Source organism: Pseudoalteromonas luteoviolacea (genome assembly GCF_018100925.1).
Taxonomy (GTDB): domain Bacteria; phylum Pseudomonadota; class Gammaproteobacteria; order Enterobacterales; family Alteromonadaceae; genus Pseudoalteromonas; species Pseudoalteromonas obscura.
On the sequence record NZ_JAGJEH010000003.1, the window covers coordinates 70,898 to 88,800 of the forward strand.

5 protein-coding genes are annotated in these 17,903 nt (G+C 44.6%); all 5 read right to left on the reverse strand.

Annotated elements, in window-relative coordinates; all coding sequences use genetic code 11:
• Window positions 1-8: 8 nt before the first annotated feature.
• Window positions 9-4,766, reverse strand: coding sequence for a non-ribosomal peptide synthetase (locus J8M00_RS06495; protein WP_211009507.1), 4,758 nt, complete (start codon window positions 4,764-4,766; stop codon window positions 9-11).
• A 120-nt stretch (window positions 4,767-4,886) separates the two neighbouring features.
• Window positions 4,887-6,605, reverse strand: a complete 1,719-nt coding sequence (locus J8M00_RS06500; RefSeq protein ID WP_211009508.1) for a cyclic peptide export ABC transporter — start codon at window positions 6,603-6,605, stop codon at window positions 4,887-4,889.
• A 1-nt stretch (window position 6,606) separates the two neighbouring features.
• Window positions 6,607-9,033 carry a penicillin acylase family protein gene (locus J8M00_RS06505; RefSeq protein WP_211009509.1) on the reverse strand — a complete coding sequence of 809 codons (2,427 nt, stop codon included), beginning with the start codon at window positions 9,031-9,033 and terminating at the stop codon, window positions 6,607-6,609.
• A gap of 74 nt (window positions 9,034-9,107) precedes the next feature.
• Complete coding sequence (locus J8M00_RS06510) at window positions 9,108-12,314, reverse strand: non-ribosomal peptide synthetase (protein WP_211009510.1); 3,207 nt, start codon at window positions 12,312-12,314, stop codon at window positions 9,108-9,110.
• 117 nt (window positions 12,315-12,431) lie between these two features.
• Window positions 12,432-17,747 carry a non-ribosomal peptide synthetase gene (locus J8M00_RS06515; RefSeq protein WP_211009511.1) on the reverse strand — a complete coding sequence of 1,772 codons (5,316 nt, stop codon included), beginning with the start codon at window positions 17,745-17,747 and terminating at the stop codon, window positions 12,432-12,434.
• Window positions 17,748-17,903 lie beyond the last annotated feature (156 nt).

Sequence of the window (17,903 nt, forward strand, 5' to 3'; positions counted from 1 at the left end):
AATGAAACTTAAATCGTAAATACACCTGCCCCATACTCTCCCATGAGTAAGTCGGCAAGAGGCTCATTTGGCTTATCTAAAGCAGCTTCCAATAAGTTGCAAAATTGGTCGTGCATTCGCTCAATCCGTTCTCTTTTAAATAAATCGCTCGAATATTCCCAATTGCATTCCAACTTCCCGGAGCTTTCAACTACGTATAACGACAAGTCATATTTTGAAATGTTATCAGCAACCTGCTCTTTTTCTATGCAGAGGCCCTCTAAATCCATACTGTGGTTTTGCATATGGCTCATGCTGCTCTGCTCAAACTGAAAGGCCACTTGAAACAGTGCGTTATAGCTCAAATTACGCTGTGGATTTATTTCAGTAACCAGCTGACTGAATGGTAAATCTTGATGGCTAAAAGCATCTAGTGTGGTCTGGCGCACTTTGACAAGCGCCTCACTCAAGCTCTCGCCGAGGGAGATCTCTGAACGTAACACTAGCCGGTTAACAAACATGCCAATGACGTCTTTCAGTTGGTGATGACTGCGATTATTGACCGCTGTACCAACACAAATATCCGTTTCATCGCTGTACATAGACAATAGTGCTTTGTAAATGGTCAATAAGGTCATAAACAATGTGCTGTCATTTTTTCTGCTAAAACTCTCCAGCGGTGAAATTAAAGCGTCAGGAAACGCAAGCGCCAATGTTTCCCCGCGATATGATACCTCTGATGGTCGCGGGTAGTCGGCAGGTAAAGAGAGTAATTCAGGGGCACCTTTGAGCTTTTTCAACCAGTACGCTTTTTGTTGCTCAATAGCACCGCCATCGGCATGGGCCTTTTGCCACACGGCAAAGTCACCGTATTGAATACTCATCGCTGGCAGCGTTACTTTGTTGCCACACTGTGCACTGTAGAGGCTTATCAAATCACGCATCAAAACAGGGAATGATTGACCGTCTACAACCAAGTGGTGCAGAGTCAGCATCAACCTATAACGCTGCTCACTAAGCACCACCAGTTGCGCTTTTAAAAGCCCTTGCGCGCTAATATCAAATGGATACAAAGCATGCTCAGTACTTAGCTTTTCAAGCGCTTCGAGTTGCTCATCACCTTGCAAATGTGCCAGTGACGTAACGGTTAATGGGGAATAGCTGTTCAACAAAGTTAATTTTGGCTGACCATTCACGGTAGGAAAAACTTGACGAAAAACGCTGTGGCGTTCTATCAAAGCAATAAAAGCCTGTGTCAGGGCTGGAATATCCAGCTGACCTGTCATCAAGAAACTATCATGAATATTGTATTTTGAGCCACCTTCAATTTGCGAGATAAACCACAGGCTTTGCTGCGAAAAAGAGGGAACCCACTGTGCTTCTGGTACAGCCTCAATAGATGATATGGAGTTGCTGGTAGCATTGTCACACCATACTGACAGCGCTTTTACCGTTGGCTTTTCAAAAATCACACTCAGTGGCACATCCATATTCATGCTTTTTTGTAGCTTCATGCGCAGCTCACTGGCTAACAAGGAGTGGCCACCTAAACTAAAAAAGTCTGCTGTAATACAAATATCTTCCCGATTTAGCAACTCTGAGAAAATGCGCAAGACAGCTTTTTCAGTGCCACTTTGTGGCTGAAGAATATCTGTTGTAGTTGGAACAAAGCCCGGCGCGGGTAAAGCAAGTCGATTAAGCTTGCCGCTCGAGGTCAGTGGCAGCTCGGTCATTCGTACAATCGCAGCTGGTACCATATAGTCGGGCAAAAACTTACTAAGCTCCTCTTTAATGGCAGCGTCAGTTATGTTGCCATCTCTCAATGTTACATATGCGACAAGCAGTGCGCTGCTGGCAACACCTTTCTCAAGTTCCTTAATCGCAACAGCCGCAGACTCTACTTCGCTGATATTCATCAGTGCAAATTCAATCTCACCCAGTTCTATTCTAAATCCTCTCAGTTTGACCTGTTCATCAAAACGACCTAAGAATTCAATTGCACCGTCTTTTAAGCGTCTAGCTCTGTCACCAGTTCTGTAAACACGTGTTTGATGGCCATTTATTACAAGTGTAGGAAACCGCTCTGCTGTTAAGGGCTCATTGTTTAAATAGCACATCCCCACCTGTGGACCACCAATAAACAGCTCACCACTGACACCTATTGGGACAGGCTGCTGCCAAGGATCAAGTACATGCGTTTGTACATTCGGCAAGGCAAAACCTATGGGCACTTTTTTATCGGCTCTAAGTTCATTAAAGCGCCAGCCCGTCACATGAATCGCCGTTTCCGTAGGGCCATAGAGGTTAACTAACTCAACTCCTTTGAGCACGTCGATAGCTTGGGCTTGCACCGCATAGCTTAACTCCTCACCGCTCGTAAATAGCAACCTTAAGCTTGCTAACTCTCCGCCCTTAATTTCCTCTAAGAACAGCCTAAGCATGGCAGGAACGAAGTGCACAACATTGATCTGCTCCGAGCAAATAAGCTGATACACACGTTGCGGATCTTTGTGCGCTTCAGGTTCAGCTAACACCGTTGTTGCTCCTGTAGTCAACGGCCAGAAAATTTCAAAGATAGATACATCAAAATGGGCCGGTGTTTTTTGCAGCATTCGCTCCCCAGCTTGCAGTGAGTATTGATGCTGGATGCCATGCAATTTATGACATAATCCTTTGTTATTGTTCAAAACACCTTTTGGTCGCCCTGTTGACCCTGACGTGTAAATGGCATAGACAGGCAACTCAGCCGACGCGTGATTTGACAAAGTAGTGCAAGGCCAGCTCTGCTCAGTTGCAATTTGCTGTACTGTGATAGTCGAGCTTGCCAAACTATGACATAAATGTGTTTGCGCCAACACCAGAGACACTTTCGCATCGGCTAACATATAGTCCAGCCGTTGCTTCGGCAAACTGGGGTCTAACGGCATGTAACAGCCGCCTGCTTTAATAATTGCCAACATGCCAATGATCATATCCACTGAACGCTCAGAATATAGGCCTACTAGCTGCCCGGGCTGAACGCCTTGATATGTCCGCAGGCAATACGCCAATTGGTTTGCCTTTTCATGTAGCTGACAGTATGTCAATGACAACTCGCCATATTTGACAGCAATATTGTTCGGTGTCCGCTCGTACTGGCGCTCCAGCATATCGAAAAGCGTTTCATTATTTGGGCAGGGCAAATGCTGGGCATTACTTTGCGTGATCAATTGTTGCTGATGTGTGTCCAAGCTAAAAAATTGGTGCATCGGCAAATCTGGGTTATTCAAAATACCGTGCAGACAGCATTCAAAATCGCGATCCAAAGCCCTGATTGTTTCTTCTTCAAACAAATCTCGATTGTAAGTCCAATCAAATCTACACCCGTTTTCAAGTTCCCAAATATAGAACTCTAGGTCAAACTTGCTTGGCACTTCTATGGGTGCATTGCTTTCATCAATGGCCGACGTTACTTTTAAAGTCGAGGAGCTCAGAGCATCCGCCGGGCCCGTTCTATTGCTCTCAAGAGAAAATGTAATTTGTACCAACGCATTATGAGCCATCACTCGCGGCGGATTTAGAGCCTCAACTAATATATCGAAGGGGACCAGCTGGTTTTCATAAGCCTTATGTAAGACCTGTGTAGACGATTGCAAAAACTGGTTAAAAGACTGGCCCAGATCACACTCAGTTCTCAAAATAAGCGTATTGGTAAAAAAGCCAATCAACTCCGCCAGTTCCGGCCTCGCGCGGTTCGCATTGGGCGTCGCCATAACAATATCTTTTTCATCGCTCCAACGACTGAGCACTGCCGCAAAAGCACTTTGTAAAACGATAAATAAACTGACACTATTGCGTTCTGCAAACTGCTTAAGCGCAGCGTACGTTTGCGCACTAAATTTTTTGCTGTACTTCTTGCCATTTAAGGTTTGAACTTCAGGCCTTTCTTTATCCAACGGTAACTTGTGCACTGCAGGTAATTCAGCAAGGTGTGCCTGCCAGTATGCCAATTGTTCATCCAATTCCTTGTTCTCAAACTTAGATTCCATCCACAACGTGTAATCGGCAAATTGAACTGGTAGTGAAGGTAATGGATTGGCCTTACCTGAGCTATAAGCAAGGTACAATAGACCGAGCTCTTTGTAGAATATTTCAAACGACCAACCATCCGCCGAAATGTGGTGAATATCAAATACAAGAACATGGGTCTGTGTATTTAACTTGAGTAACTGCGCACGGAACATTAAGTCTTTGGACAAGTCAAACGCAGTATTGATATCTTCCACATAGTGTTCGACAACCGCATCGTATTGCTGTTGCGGTGTTAAAGGTGTGAGGTCAACCACCGGAAGTGAAAATTCAAAAGAGTCGTAAATATGTTGATAAGGCTTACCTTGCTCATCAACTTTTATCACCGTTCTCAGGGCTTCATGACGTTGTATGATTGTTTCTATTGCTCGATACAGCGCTCTTTCATCTAAAGTCCCCTCAAACCGCAAAGTGCCTGGCATGTTGTAATGGATACTTGTACCTTTGAGCATATCTATCAACCACAACTTGCGCTGTGCGTTGGACAGAGGTAGCGCATTGTTTGACGTGCGTTTGGGTATTTTATCTAGTTTGGTAAAGCCCTCTTCCTGGAGCTTCAGCAATGCGATGATATCTCCTTTGTGCTTGAGTATTTTTTCTTTTAGTGCCTCGGTTAATGCCCCTTCAGGGGCCTTTAACTTAAGTTTTCCCTGCGCCTGCGTTAGTTGAATTCCCAAGCTTTTCAGCTCAGATAATAGAGATACTGTTAGGTTGTTCATTCTTAATACCTATTTAATTATTTTTATTTTGTTAGAGTATGAAAATTGGCATCAATAGGCTGGTTGGCCCCATCGATGCTATCTCAAGCATCCAAACCATAAGTAAGTTGTGCCATTTCGCTAAATTGCATGACTCAATTCCCTCTTACACGATTGATTGGATTGAATGTCGACCAAGCGCCCACGCTGCATTGTCAGTAGCTGATCTGCTTGAGAGAAATACAATTCATCGTGACCAACTACAAACACTATCTTGCCTCTTGCCTTTAGCTCTGGGAGTAATTCTGTGTAAAAGACCTTTTTAAATTCAGGGTCTTGATCTGCTGCCCATTCATCAAAAACGTATAGGCTTCTATCTTCTAAATAGCTCACTAACAAGGCCAAGCGTTTTCTTTGTCCATCTGATAAACTAATTGTCGAAAACATGTCGCCTTGCAAAGACACCTTGTCATGCAAAGCCAACTTTTTAAGATAACTTTCAACCTTACCTAAATCATCTTGTGCAAACCCATATAGCTTGGTAAACAGAAAAAAGTCGGTATAGATTGCACTGATGCTTTCTCGCGCCTGCCATCTGTTTTCTGGTGTGATTTGACTATCATTAAAGGCTATTTCACCTTCTGAAGGGGCATAATGGTTAGAGATTAACTTGGCTAAAGTTGATTTACCGGACCCGTTTCCGCCGATGGCGAACGTGATCTGCCCACGCTGCAGCGTAAAGCTCACCGGCCCGAGGTTAAATCCTTCTTGTCCAGGATATTGATAACACAGCTCCTTAATATCAATTCGGTCACAAGGTAGTGGCTCATAATTTTCGCTCACTGGTTCTTGAGGCATATCATTGATCAGCGTATTAAGCTTTTTAAGTGCAACCACTCCCTGACTATAAGGCATTATTGAATTCATGATATTGGCCAAAGGCCCTATCAAATATAACGTTGCCACTACCACACTGACTAAGGTTGAATTGGAAAGTGAATAGTAATTCCCTGCTGCGTACACAATTACACCAATAGCGAGAAATCCAACTAAATTACCGTACTGAATTGCCATGTAAAAAATACGTCCTCCCCACAACTGCATTTTGACATAGTGGCCTTCTGCGGTGATCAATCGCTGATCTCGGTACTCTTGATAGCGCTTGTGCTTAAGCTTTAGCTCCTTAGCCCCGTAAATGAAGCCCCTCACACTTTCTTGAATATCATCGTAGCTATCACGTGATTTTGCATAAAACTTTTGCCCAAACATCATTGGGATACGATATGAGAGTACCCCGAACAAAATGACCAGTAGCACCGTCCATAACATGTGCACATCGAGAAAAGCGATATAACCGAGCACTCCGAGTACCACACTGATGTTAATAACAAAATTAGGCAACGATGCAGCGCTGCCCGCAATTGTTGGCACATCCATCGTAATTGCGGAGATAAATCGAGAAGGCCCTATTTGCTCAAGTTCCTGAATAGGGAGCTTGTAAAGGCGTTCGCTCATATATACGCGTAGTCCACTGGCCGCTTTGACCACTACACCTTCCAATAGGATCTGTGAAACAGCTCTTAAAATGAGTGCAGCTAAGCAAACCAAGAGAAAAGCGATGGCAAACTTGGGTTGAATGATTTCATACCCTAAAACGAATACTTTCTCTTCCGCCAAAAAATTAGCCATGAGTGCACTTTCGACACTGATAGACGCCAATATTAAGGGTATCAATGCCGCATAGGCCAACCCGCCTAAAACCCCCGAAATAATTGACAGCAATACACGGTTTTCTCCTTGCATGATTAAAAAGTGAAAGAGCCCTTTGTTTATTTCTTCTATTTTATTTTGCCGAGGCATCTTATTTCTCTCCCGCATCCTGAGTTTGACCAAGTTCACTTTGGTCTATCGATACATATTCTCCACGCTCAAACCTCTCTACCATGTCTGTATAATGCGGGCTAAACAGGTGCCCTGATTGCCCTGTATCGAGAATAAATTGCGTATCGGACAACGCACCTAAGTCGATCAACTGTCGATAAGTTGCCCCCATGTGCTTAATGTAACCTTCATCTTTTGAGTACGATCCACCGGCGACATTCACCGTATATAATCCTCCTTGTGTGGCATGTTCCTGATTAAAAAACTTCGCTAAAAATGGATGCTGTGAAAACGTTGAATGCGGAAGCGTCACTTTGTGCATATCCTGCCATTGCCACGACTCTGGGTTACCTCCAAGCATCAATTCAAGTTCATCTTTTGCATCTATCAAAGACAACTGAGCCATCTTTTCGCAGCTTTCTATTGCTTCTGTGGTGACATCGTCACACCAAGCGCGATGCTCGCCATTTATCACCGCCGCAATGAACTCAGCTTGATAGCTCGCACTGAGGCCATCCAAAATGGACATCCTATTCGGGTAGCTAAATTGCACTTTTAATTCATCACCAATGACGCGACTATTAAAATGCCGCGACCATGCTCTGAAAATAACCGCCCCAGCGCTGCGTGCCGACATTTCCATATTCCAGTCTTCCAATACACTTACCAACTCATCTTGCGCCGATGTTTTTGCTACCGATTGGAGCAAAAACGCCACCACTTTTTCAGCGTGAATTGCATACACATCTGACTGAATTGCTGCCATATCGCCGAGCGACAATTTGTTTTTTTCTTGAATATGCTGAAGCAGCAAATCAGCGATGCGTTGAGCTCGAAAATCTGGTTGCCAATTGTTGGATATGATATGGGGATAAGATGGCCCATGCATCTGGTTGTTCGCAGTAACAATGATCCCCGACTCAGGGTTCATTTGTTGTGGCATCTCTTCGAATGGCACATAGCCTTGCCACTGATATTGGGCAGTCCAACCCGGCACTGGTAGCTGGCCATTTGCATCATGACGAATGGGTATTTTACCTGCGGTAAATAGCCCTATGTTATCTGCAACATCACCATATACAAATGCCAATGCTGGTGCATGATGCTGTTCAAGCGCAAGGCTAAACGTTTGCTGATCACGCGCGTAGTTAACCTCTAAAAAGCTTTGCAAGCTGGTATCAACTGGATCCAGTACTGACCATTTCAGCGAAAAGTGACGATCGGAACCAAATACATCGCTCAATAAAGGACCGTTTGAGGTTGAACGTACCTGCCACTCTAAAGGCTGATATGGCGCGCGCAAAAACGCAGGGAACTGCTGAGCGACTACAATTTTTTCAACCTTGATATTAGCTTTAACCCATGCTCCATTGTACTCAAATAGGTTTTCATTAACCTGATGTTGGCGCTCCAGATAGATGTCTTGCACGTCCGCCGCTAAGTTGACCCCTGACCATGCAATATGCCGATTGTGACCAAAAATGACTGCTGGCACGCCAGGAATTGTTGCACCAGTTACGTCAAGGAGCTCCCCTTGTAATTTCGCTAAATAAAATGTTGTTGGCAGCTGTAATCGCAGGTGTGGATCGCCGCTCAACATAGGAAGGCTTGATTGAGTATGTCGGCCAGATACTACCCAAGCATTACTGCCAACCCCTTCCCATGTAGCATGATATTGGCGTTCAATATTTTGATAAAATTCGCTGAGTGCAGCAAACTCTTGCGCTGACGTTGCTGGTACATCGTGCGCAGGTGCAATATTGATCCCCAGTAACTCATGTGCTTTAACGCGCCCTAAGTGTTTAACTAAAATCGAGTTCGATAACTCATCTTGATAATTTGCGCCTAAATTCATCGCCATCAATTTGATTAGCAGTAATGAGTCAGATTCAGACCAAGGTTCGATGTCTATATCATAATAATAAAATTCAATCGGCATCACTTTAAGAGCGGATATGCCCTGGTTCACCCCATCTACATACGCCTTCAAAATTGAACGCGTTTTGTCGGATAAGCCATTTAACGCCGACTCTGCGGCCGTCTTTAAATCCAAGGTTCTCATTAGTTTGTCACTAGAGAGTGCAGACACTCCTAGTATTTCAGCCAGTCGGCCTTTACCTAGCCGACGTTGATAATCCATTTGCCACAATCGATCTTGTGCGTGTGCCAGACCCAAAGCAAAAAAAGCGGATAAATCTTGTTTTGCTGAGATAGTGGGCACCCCCCACTCATTTCTGGAAATAACCGCGGTGCCATGCTTGCCTGTCACCTCAACAACCGAGTTAGCCGTTGGCAAATCTGAACTCAACCAAAGATACATCGCCAGACATATCGCCAATAAGGGAAGTAAAATCCATGCACTCAGCCGCGATAACAGTGGATGCTTTTCTTTTAGTGAATTAAACAAATCAATCACCTCAATAACTTGTCGCTGTCACACAGCGCCTAAATTCATTTGAATTGTGTTTTGTACCATGCGCACTAAGCTGCACGACTAAGTAAACGAGCCAAAGCAGCTATCGATTCGCACCTAAAAAACTCCTTGAGCGTTATCTTTATTTCAAAAGCAGCATTGACTTCATTGACAATTTTAATCGCTTGCATCGACGTGCCACCAAGCTCAGTAAACCTATCGTTGATACTGATTTGTTCGTCCCCCAGCACCTTGCACCAAATGCGGTTTACGTCTTCTTCCAGTGGCGTTCGTGCGACGACAAACTGACTATTCACCTGAAACCCTGCCAGCAACTGCTCCGTATATTCAATGGGATCAGCCTTAATTTCGCTGCCGATGTTGTAATACCTTGGGACCATGTAGTGAGGCAACAGGTTGCGTAAGTAGCGATATAGTTCAGACTTGGTGAGCGCTGCACCAGTTGCTACAGTTGCAACTAACACATCACCTCCACTGCGACCACGAACGACATCGACTTTGGATGCCGACACATACCTATGTGTATCCAACACACTTTTTACTTCGACTAAGCTGGTAGGTCGGCCATTTATTATCACCTTGTGCTGATCGTACTGGTTTATCTCCAACTCCCCACTTGCCAGTCTGCGGCCTAGTTCTCCGCTTTTGAACAAGCGCTCTCCGGTGCGGGGGTGAACGACAAATCGCGTATCTATTGGCGCCGCTTTATTCCAGTATGCATCCGCTACACCACACCCACTGCGATACACAGCTCCATTAACGAGTTGAGGGCAGGTTTCTAATGCCGAGTTAAGAATATGTACTTTTTGATTACTCAATACATTGAGTTTATTCGTCTGCTCTTTTTTGCCATAACACCTTAACAGCGACCAACTCGCCGCTTCCGGTAGCCCTTCAAAGCCATATATCAATAATTGGTCATTCCATGCCTCTATACGCGCAACCAGCTTCTGGTCTAAGTGTTGTGCAACCAAGCACAACTTATTAAGGGCTGTTGGCAATGTGGTATTGCTGCTTTGAAAATACGCTAATAAAACAGCCACCTTGTAAGGCGATGAATGCCAAGTCGATATATCATGGTCACTGAGTGCTGCCGCCCACGCTTTCGGACTCTCTAAGTCAGACTGGTGGAGCATAGTCACACACCCACCGCAGGCTAAGATGCTAAATCGTTCGAATATCGAATACTCACAATCGAACTCAGAAACCGCAAGGATCGAGTCTTCATGGGTCAGAGGTAATTGTGCATTAACATCTAATATTGAATTTATAATGCTACTTTGCGAGATTTGAATGCCTTTGGGTTCCGAGTCATATTCATCGGCATCAAATACAATACAGGCTAAATCATTTACCTTCGCAGCCACATCAAAACCGATATCCGCGCTGTCATTGACCTTCTTTACTAGGACCTGAGTAATGCTTAAACACTCGATGGTCTTTTCAACCAACATCATGCTCGCGCCAGATAAGGATAAAATTTGTTGCTGACGCCGAGTCGGAAGCGAGACATCTATGGGCACAAACGTGATCCCTGAGATCAGCGCTCCCAGCACAGCGGAAATTTGCCGCCAATCAGAGCTTATAGCAATGGCTACAATGGCATTGGTTGCCAGTTGTGCATCGTTTAGCTGTTTAGATATTTGCAATGCATCTCTGTACAGTTGCTCAAAGGTAATTGACTCGGTGCCGATCTTAACCGCGGTGGCATTTGGACGACATTTGACCTGCTCATGAATAAGTGAGACAAGAGAATGTTTTTGATAGCGGTCACAGCGCTTGCCTTGCCACTGTGCGATTAGTTTATTTTCATGGTCGGTTTGTAGCGGGACTGCACCTATTTTGAGTTCAGGCTCACTGCATAACTTAATCGCAAGTTGTTTATAGTGATTAGTGAACTGCGCAATGAAGTTTTCATCAAACAGCGTTGTATTGTATTCAAGCCTCAAATTAAAACCTGAGCGCTCGCGCTGTACAAATAAGGTTAAATCAAATTTTGACGTGGCACTTGATATCGGGATTTCCGTCATTGTCAGGCCATCCAGCTCTAGCGCTACAGCGGAAGGAAAATCTTGATAGACCAACATAACTTGGAACAGCGGTGTGTAACTCTGGCTTCGGTTTGGTTTAAGATGCTCAACGACTTTTTCAAACGGTGTATTTTGATGCTCAAATGCCGACCTAATAACACCATTCACATTTTGCAATAGCGTCGCAAAACTGAGTGATGGATCAACTTGGTTTCGAACTACCAAGGTATTCACAAACAAACCAATGTTTGATTCGATTGATTTATGCTGGCGATTTGCTACGGGAGTCCCCACAGCAATATCACACGTATTGGTATAGCGATTTAACAAGACATTGAACACCGACATCAAGGTAACAAATGTCGATACTTGGTGTGAACGACTAAAAAGCTCGATTTGGTCGCGAGCTTCCAAAGCCAGCGAATCACAATAAATGGTGCCCTGTTCAGCCAATACAATTGGTCGCTCATTGCACGTTGGTAAAGGCAGGTAATCCGGCAGTCCGGCCAATGAACGAGCCCAAAACGTCAAACCGGACTTAATTGCCTCGTCTTGCTCTGGCTGGCGCTGCCAATGGGCGAAGTCGTGAAACTGTGCCTCAAGTGCAGGCAACGGAGTACCTGAACGATAATGGTGAATAAACTCTTTTTTGATTACTTCTAAAGACCACCCGTCAGAAACAATATGATGCATGTTCAAGCAGAGCACATGATTTTCGTCGTTCACTTGAAACATCTCGGCTTTGAACAATTTGCCTTTTTCTAACTCAAAGGGCTGGCTCGCAAAATCACATAAGGCAGTTTGTAACTGCACTTCGGTGACAGCAGTTACTTCTAAATTCAACTCAAGCAGGGGATCTATCACTTGGCGAGGCTCACCGTTTTGCACAACGATACGGCTGCGCAGTACATCATGCCTGTCAACAATTGCTTGAAGAGCACGCTGTATTGACGCCACATTGACCTTGCCTTTCAGGCCTACTGCCACAGGCATGTTATAGCTGGCTTTATCTGCCCCCTCTAATTTGTCTATAAACCATAGGCGCTGCTGAGAATACGACAGCGCAATACCCTTGGCTAATTGCGCTTGTGACACTCTAGCAACTACGCATTTTTGTGATGGCTCTTGTTGAAATTCTTTTTTTTTTAGTTGAGCCAAAAAACTACTCTGTTGTTCTTTGGACAACCCCGAGAACTTGCCAACTAAGCTTTTATTATTTTTCATTTTTTAATTCGCATTTAATCTGATACTACAACAACTTTGCTTGAGCCACGGTTTGCATCCGTGACTCATCCTCCTACAACAGAGTTTCACTGATTTGCTGTGAACGACCAGCAAGCTTTAAAACTCACTTTCCTGCGGCATCTCTTGCATCGCGATAGTCAGAATTTTTTCCGCTAACGCCCTAATAGTCAGTGCATCGAAAAACGCTTTCAACGTTACACTAACCCCAATCTGCTCTTCTATTTCCGCCACAATTTTTACACTGAGCAAAGAATTACCTCCGAGCTGATAAAAGTTATCTTCGACGCCTACCTGTTCGAGCTGCAATATCTCTTGCCAAATACCAACTAAGAGGACTTCTAGCTCGTTCTCAGGAGCCTCATAGTTTGCAACTCTAGCCTGCTCGATGACCATCGAAGGTTCAGGAAGACGCCTATGATCGAGTTTTCCAAGTTCAGTTCTTGGCAGTTGCTCTACAAACACATACACGCTGGGTTGCATATACTCATTGAAGATGCTCTGCACATGTCGACGCAAGGTGACTTCTTCTTGAGCTTGCGTTTGCATGTCGCTGCTCAGCACCACGTAGGCAACTATGTATTGCTTGTCTGCATTTTCTTGATGCAAACGCACAGCGACATCTTTAACGCTTTCAAGACGATAGATTCCATGCTCCACTTCGGATAAATCAATACGGAAGCCATTTAAATTAACTTGGGCATCCTCCCTGCCAAGAATGATGATGTCCCCGTTGCTAAGCTGTCTCGCTAAATCTCCAGTGCGATAGAGCCGCTCCTTTGCAGCAGAAAACGGGTTGTCGATATACTTCTGATCTGTCAATTCACTGGCATTTAAATACCCTCTGGAAATCTGATCGCCAGCTACGTATAACTCACCTTTTCCACCACTAGGGACCGGATTAAAGGCCTTATCTAAAATGTAGAGCTGGGTATTTGTTAGAGGCCGCCCAATCGGCGTAGTGAATGCCCCCCCCGAGTAGTTTTTAGGCACTGTAAAACAGCTCACATCAGACGTTGTTTCTGTTGAGCCGTAGAAATAACTAAGCGTCATAGTGCCGTGTATAGATTGCAGTTTGGAAACCAAGGTATGGTCTAAAACGTCTGCACCAATAAACCAATGTCTTGGCGGCACCAATCGAGAAAAAGCCTGTTTATCGTAGTCCAAAAGCGTTTTAATATGTGCAGGTGAGGTGGCAGTGAATGTCACTTTGTGAGTTTGCATTGCTTGCATAAACGCCGCGGGCTCATTAAGCGCATTCTGTTGCAGAACGACCAATTGCGCCCCAGCACCCAGTGCGAAAAACAACTCTCTTTCCGCGCGCACAAAATTAAATGGTGTGCAATGTAAGACAACATCAAGGTGGCTTGCGCTAAAGGTTTCTATCATCCACTGTGTTCTATTGATCATCCCTTTGTGGATCCCCACAACGCCCTTTGGCTTTCCTGTTGAACCTGATGTGTAAATCACATACGCAGCATCCGTGTCAGAGACTGGCAAATCTGGATTTTGATACTTTTCCACACTTTCAAATAAATTGTCATCGACAATTATCTCAGTCAGCTGATCAACCCTATTGACTGACTTAGTTACTTTATCTGTGAGCACAAATTTAGCATTTGAATCTGCCAAAATATGTTCACGGCGTTCGCGGGGAGTCGTCGGTTCAATAAGCACGCAACAGGCACGCGCTTTTAACCCGCCAAGAAACGCCGCAACCATTTCTACCGAGCGGTGCATATAAATGGCGACGGTACTTTCTGGTGCTAATTTGTGTGACAACAGCGTGTGCGCAATCGTATTTGCCATGTGATTCAACTCTGAATAAGTGACTTGCTGTTGTTCACAAACAACCGCAATCGCATCCGGTTGTACGGCTACTTGTCGTTCAAATAATTGATGCACGCCTTTAACTGTTAGGGAAGCCTCTTGACCTCGTGCAACTGCCAGCAGTTGCTCTGCATTATCTCTTCGAGGTAGTACAATTTGGTCAATAGACTGCTCTGATTGATGAGTGAGCGACTCGACAATTCGTATGAAGCATTTTGCTAAATACTCCACCGTACCGCGCTCAAACAGCTGCGTACTGTAATTAAAACGCAACCAAGCCTTGTCTGTACACTCCACAACCGTGAGTGACAATTCAGCCTGAGCAATCTGACTCGGCGCTTCATAAGATGAAAGCTCGAGCCCATGTAAATTGATATTTGCGCCATCGGTAGCCAAAAAGAACTCACCCACTGACTCAAGGTCGGGCGCTTTTTGCAGAGCAAATCGTACATTGGGGAATATATTCGCAGCCCGCAACGCATCTCTCAATTGCGGTAACTCAAAAATTCGTTGCGATGGATAGCACTTATTTTCTAATACTGATAAAAAAGTATTCTTAACACTCTTAAGCAAGTCATTAAACAGCATACCTCCATGTATTTTGGTACGTACTGGTTTTACATCGACAAAGCATCCAGCCACTTCAGCACAATCAACCATAGGTCGCTGAGAAATAGGCGTGCCAATAACGATATCCTCATTGCCCATAAACTTATGAAGCAAAATATTAAAAGCGCTCAATAACAGTGTATAGGGTGTCACTCCCTTACGCTTTGCCAGCGTATATATGTCGCCGCGCAATCTACCCGGTAATCGCACGTCGAGGTTACCACCTTCAAAGTTAAACACTTTTGGACTCTTACTGTCTGCGGGTAACTCCGTCACCTCCGAGAATCCTTCGAATTCTCTGCGCCAAAAACGCGCCGACTCTGCGTGCGCTTGCTGCCTACTATCGCTTGCTTGCCTGTGACAGTAATCAAGATAGCTCACTTTAGAAATAATCCGCTCTGGTTGCCTGCCCGCTAGGAGAGATGCATAATTTTTTGCTATCTGCTGTATGCATTTTTGGATAGACCAGGCATCCATCGCAATGTGATGAGCCACAAAGTGAAACAATACAGCCCCGTTATTTCTAGCAAAAACCGTTGCTCTAAAAACCGGGCCATCTTTCAAGTCAAACGGTTCTGTGGCCAACGCCTGTATTTGCGTATTTAACTCTTCAGTACTCCACGTTGCTGCATCTTGATAGGTCAATACCTCTTTGAAATCAGACATAGACTTAACAACTTGCTTGGCCTCACCTGATTGTTCTTGATACACGGTACGTAAAGTCGGTTGCTGCGCAATTAACGCATTCAATGCCTGCGTAAAAATATCAATGCAAAACGCCTGCTCAGATGTACCTCTGATTAAAATTGGTAGAGATAAATTTAATGCTGCGGTATTGCCAGACTGATTATCAATTTGCCAGAACATCGCCTGATGAGTTGATAACTCACCATTTACTTTGGTAGCTGAGCTCCCTGATGGCGTGCAATGGGTGTGCTGTGCATCAACTGTCGTTTTTAGCGTAGTGAGTTCTTCGATTAACTGCCCTAGACTTGACGTATTTAACAACTTTTCCATCGGGTAAATGACGCTAAGCTCGGTTTCAATATCATATTGCAGCTGGGCTGCTTTCATTGAGTCAATGCCATAATCTAGCAATGGCTTATTGCGCTGCGCTGATTGCTTAAAATGCAATTTCAACCAGTCAAACATAAAATGCTCAACCACCGAATTGGGCTGCCACTGCGGTTGTTCAGGGCTCTCCATTGACGCGGTGTTTTGCGCCTCGTTCAACCTCTGATACTGATCCTGTTGATAATTTGCTTTGCATAGTGAACGCCTCACTTTACCACTTGAAGTAATGGGTACCTGCCCGGGCTTCACTAATAACACCTCAATGTGTAAATCAAAGGTGCTGTAAATCGCCTGTTTGATACTTTTCTCTAGCTGAGTGAAGTTCACTTTTCTCAATGATGTGCGCTCCACCTCCTGTATGAGCACTACCGAGGGTTGAGCACCTTGATGTGGTGTCTCGTCGATAAAAGCAATGCCTCTGGCTGGTTTTAATGCTGCACTGACTGATTGCGCTGTGGCTTCGAGATCCTGAGGGTAGTAATTTTTCCCTCTCAGAATAATCAAATCCTTTAACCTGCCTGACACAAAGACTTGCCCATTGTGTACAAAACCCAAATCACCAGTGCGCAGAAAGCGAGCTTGATAGCCTTCCAGTTGCGCATAGAATGCTGATTGGCTGAGGGCTTCTCGCTTCCAATAACCCAGTCCAACACTGTCTCCACCGACCCATATTTCGCCAACTGAACCCTCTTCCAGTACCATACCTGAGTCTGGATTGACTATCTGTAACGACACGTCAGGTTCCACCCCCCCACAACTCACCAGTGAACACGTACCGTCGTCAGGTGCTGATTTGACCTCTATGTAGTTGTCTTCGAGTGCTCTTCGGTCCAGGTGCACAACTGCTGGTTCGGCTGCTTTTTCAACACCACTAACCATCAAAGTAGACTCAGCCAAGCCGTAGCACGGATAGAATGCCTGCCGTTTAAAACCACAGCCTTTAAATGCCTGATAAAAGTTTTCAAGGGTCTGTGGTGAAATGGGTTCCGCACCATTAAATGCTACATCCCAAGAGCTTAAATCGAGTGTTTTTTTATCCGCCTCACTGACACGTTGTACACATAAATCAAAGGCAAAATTCGGTCCCCCACTTGTATTAGCCTGATATTGGCTTATGGCTTTTAACCAACGAAGCGGATTTTGCAAAAATGCAGCTGGCGACATCAGAACCGATGTAGCGCCCATATAGACGGGATGTAGTATATTACCTATTAAACCCATATCGTGGTATTGAGGTAACCAGCCAACGACCACAGACTCATTGGTGTGACAGAACTTAGCTTCAATTAGAGACTGGTTGTGCAGTAAGTTTCCATGGCTGACCATCACCCCTTTTGGGTCCCCTGTAGAGCCCGATGTATACTGCAAAAAGGCTAATTTATCCGCACCAAAAACGGGCTCGACCCAGTTATTTTCCGCGCTGTCATCAAGCGAGTTTGTGGTGATTAGCTGTGGTTTATTTTGTTCATCGTCTGCAAATAACCATTTGTTCACAGACTCCACACAAGATGGCTCGAGTAAAATGGCTTGAACTTCTGCGTCATTCATAATGCCACGTAATCGTTGCCAACTTTCAACCCTTGCAGATGGCAAATACACAGGCACACTCGCGACTCCAGCATATAGGCACCCAAAAAATGCTTTAACAAACTCAAGTCCCGGTGAGTACACTAACATCGCGCGCTCGATTGTAGCGCCAGCCTGCAAATTGCTGGCAATTGCACGCGCATATAAATCGAGTTCTCTATAGGTAAGTGATTGCGCTACATCCTCACCGTTTTTTAAAAAACGATAGGCGTGTTTATCGGGCTGAACTTCAGCATAATGTTTTACGATATCTACAAGGCTGTTTGCTTTTTCTTTTATATTAAACTCTGCACTTACAAGTGAATTTAATGTCATTGCTTTTCCCTAGAACCCCGCCAAATAACGACCTCAAATTTGTTATTAATGTTGAATTTGAAGTTGGCTTTATTCGCCGTGGCACAACTTAATGGCATAGAGCAAAGTACTTACACATAAAAACTGTGGCTTTCCTTTGCTGCTGAAAAATACATT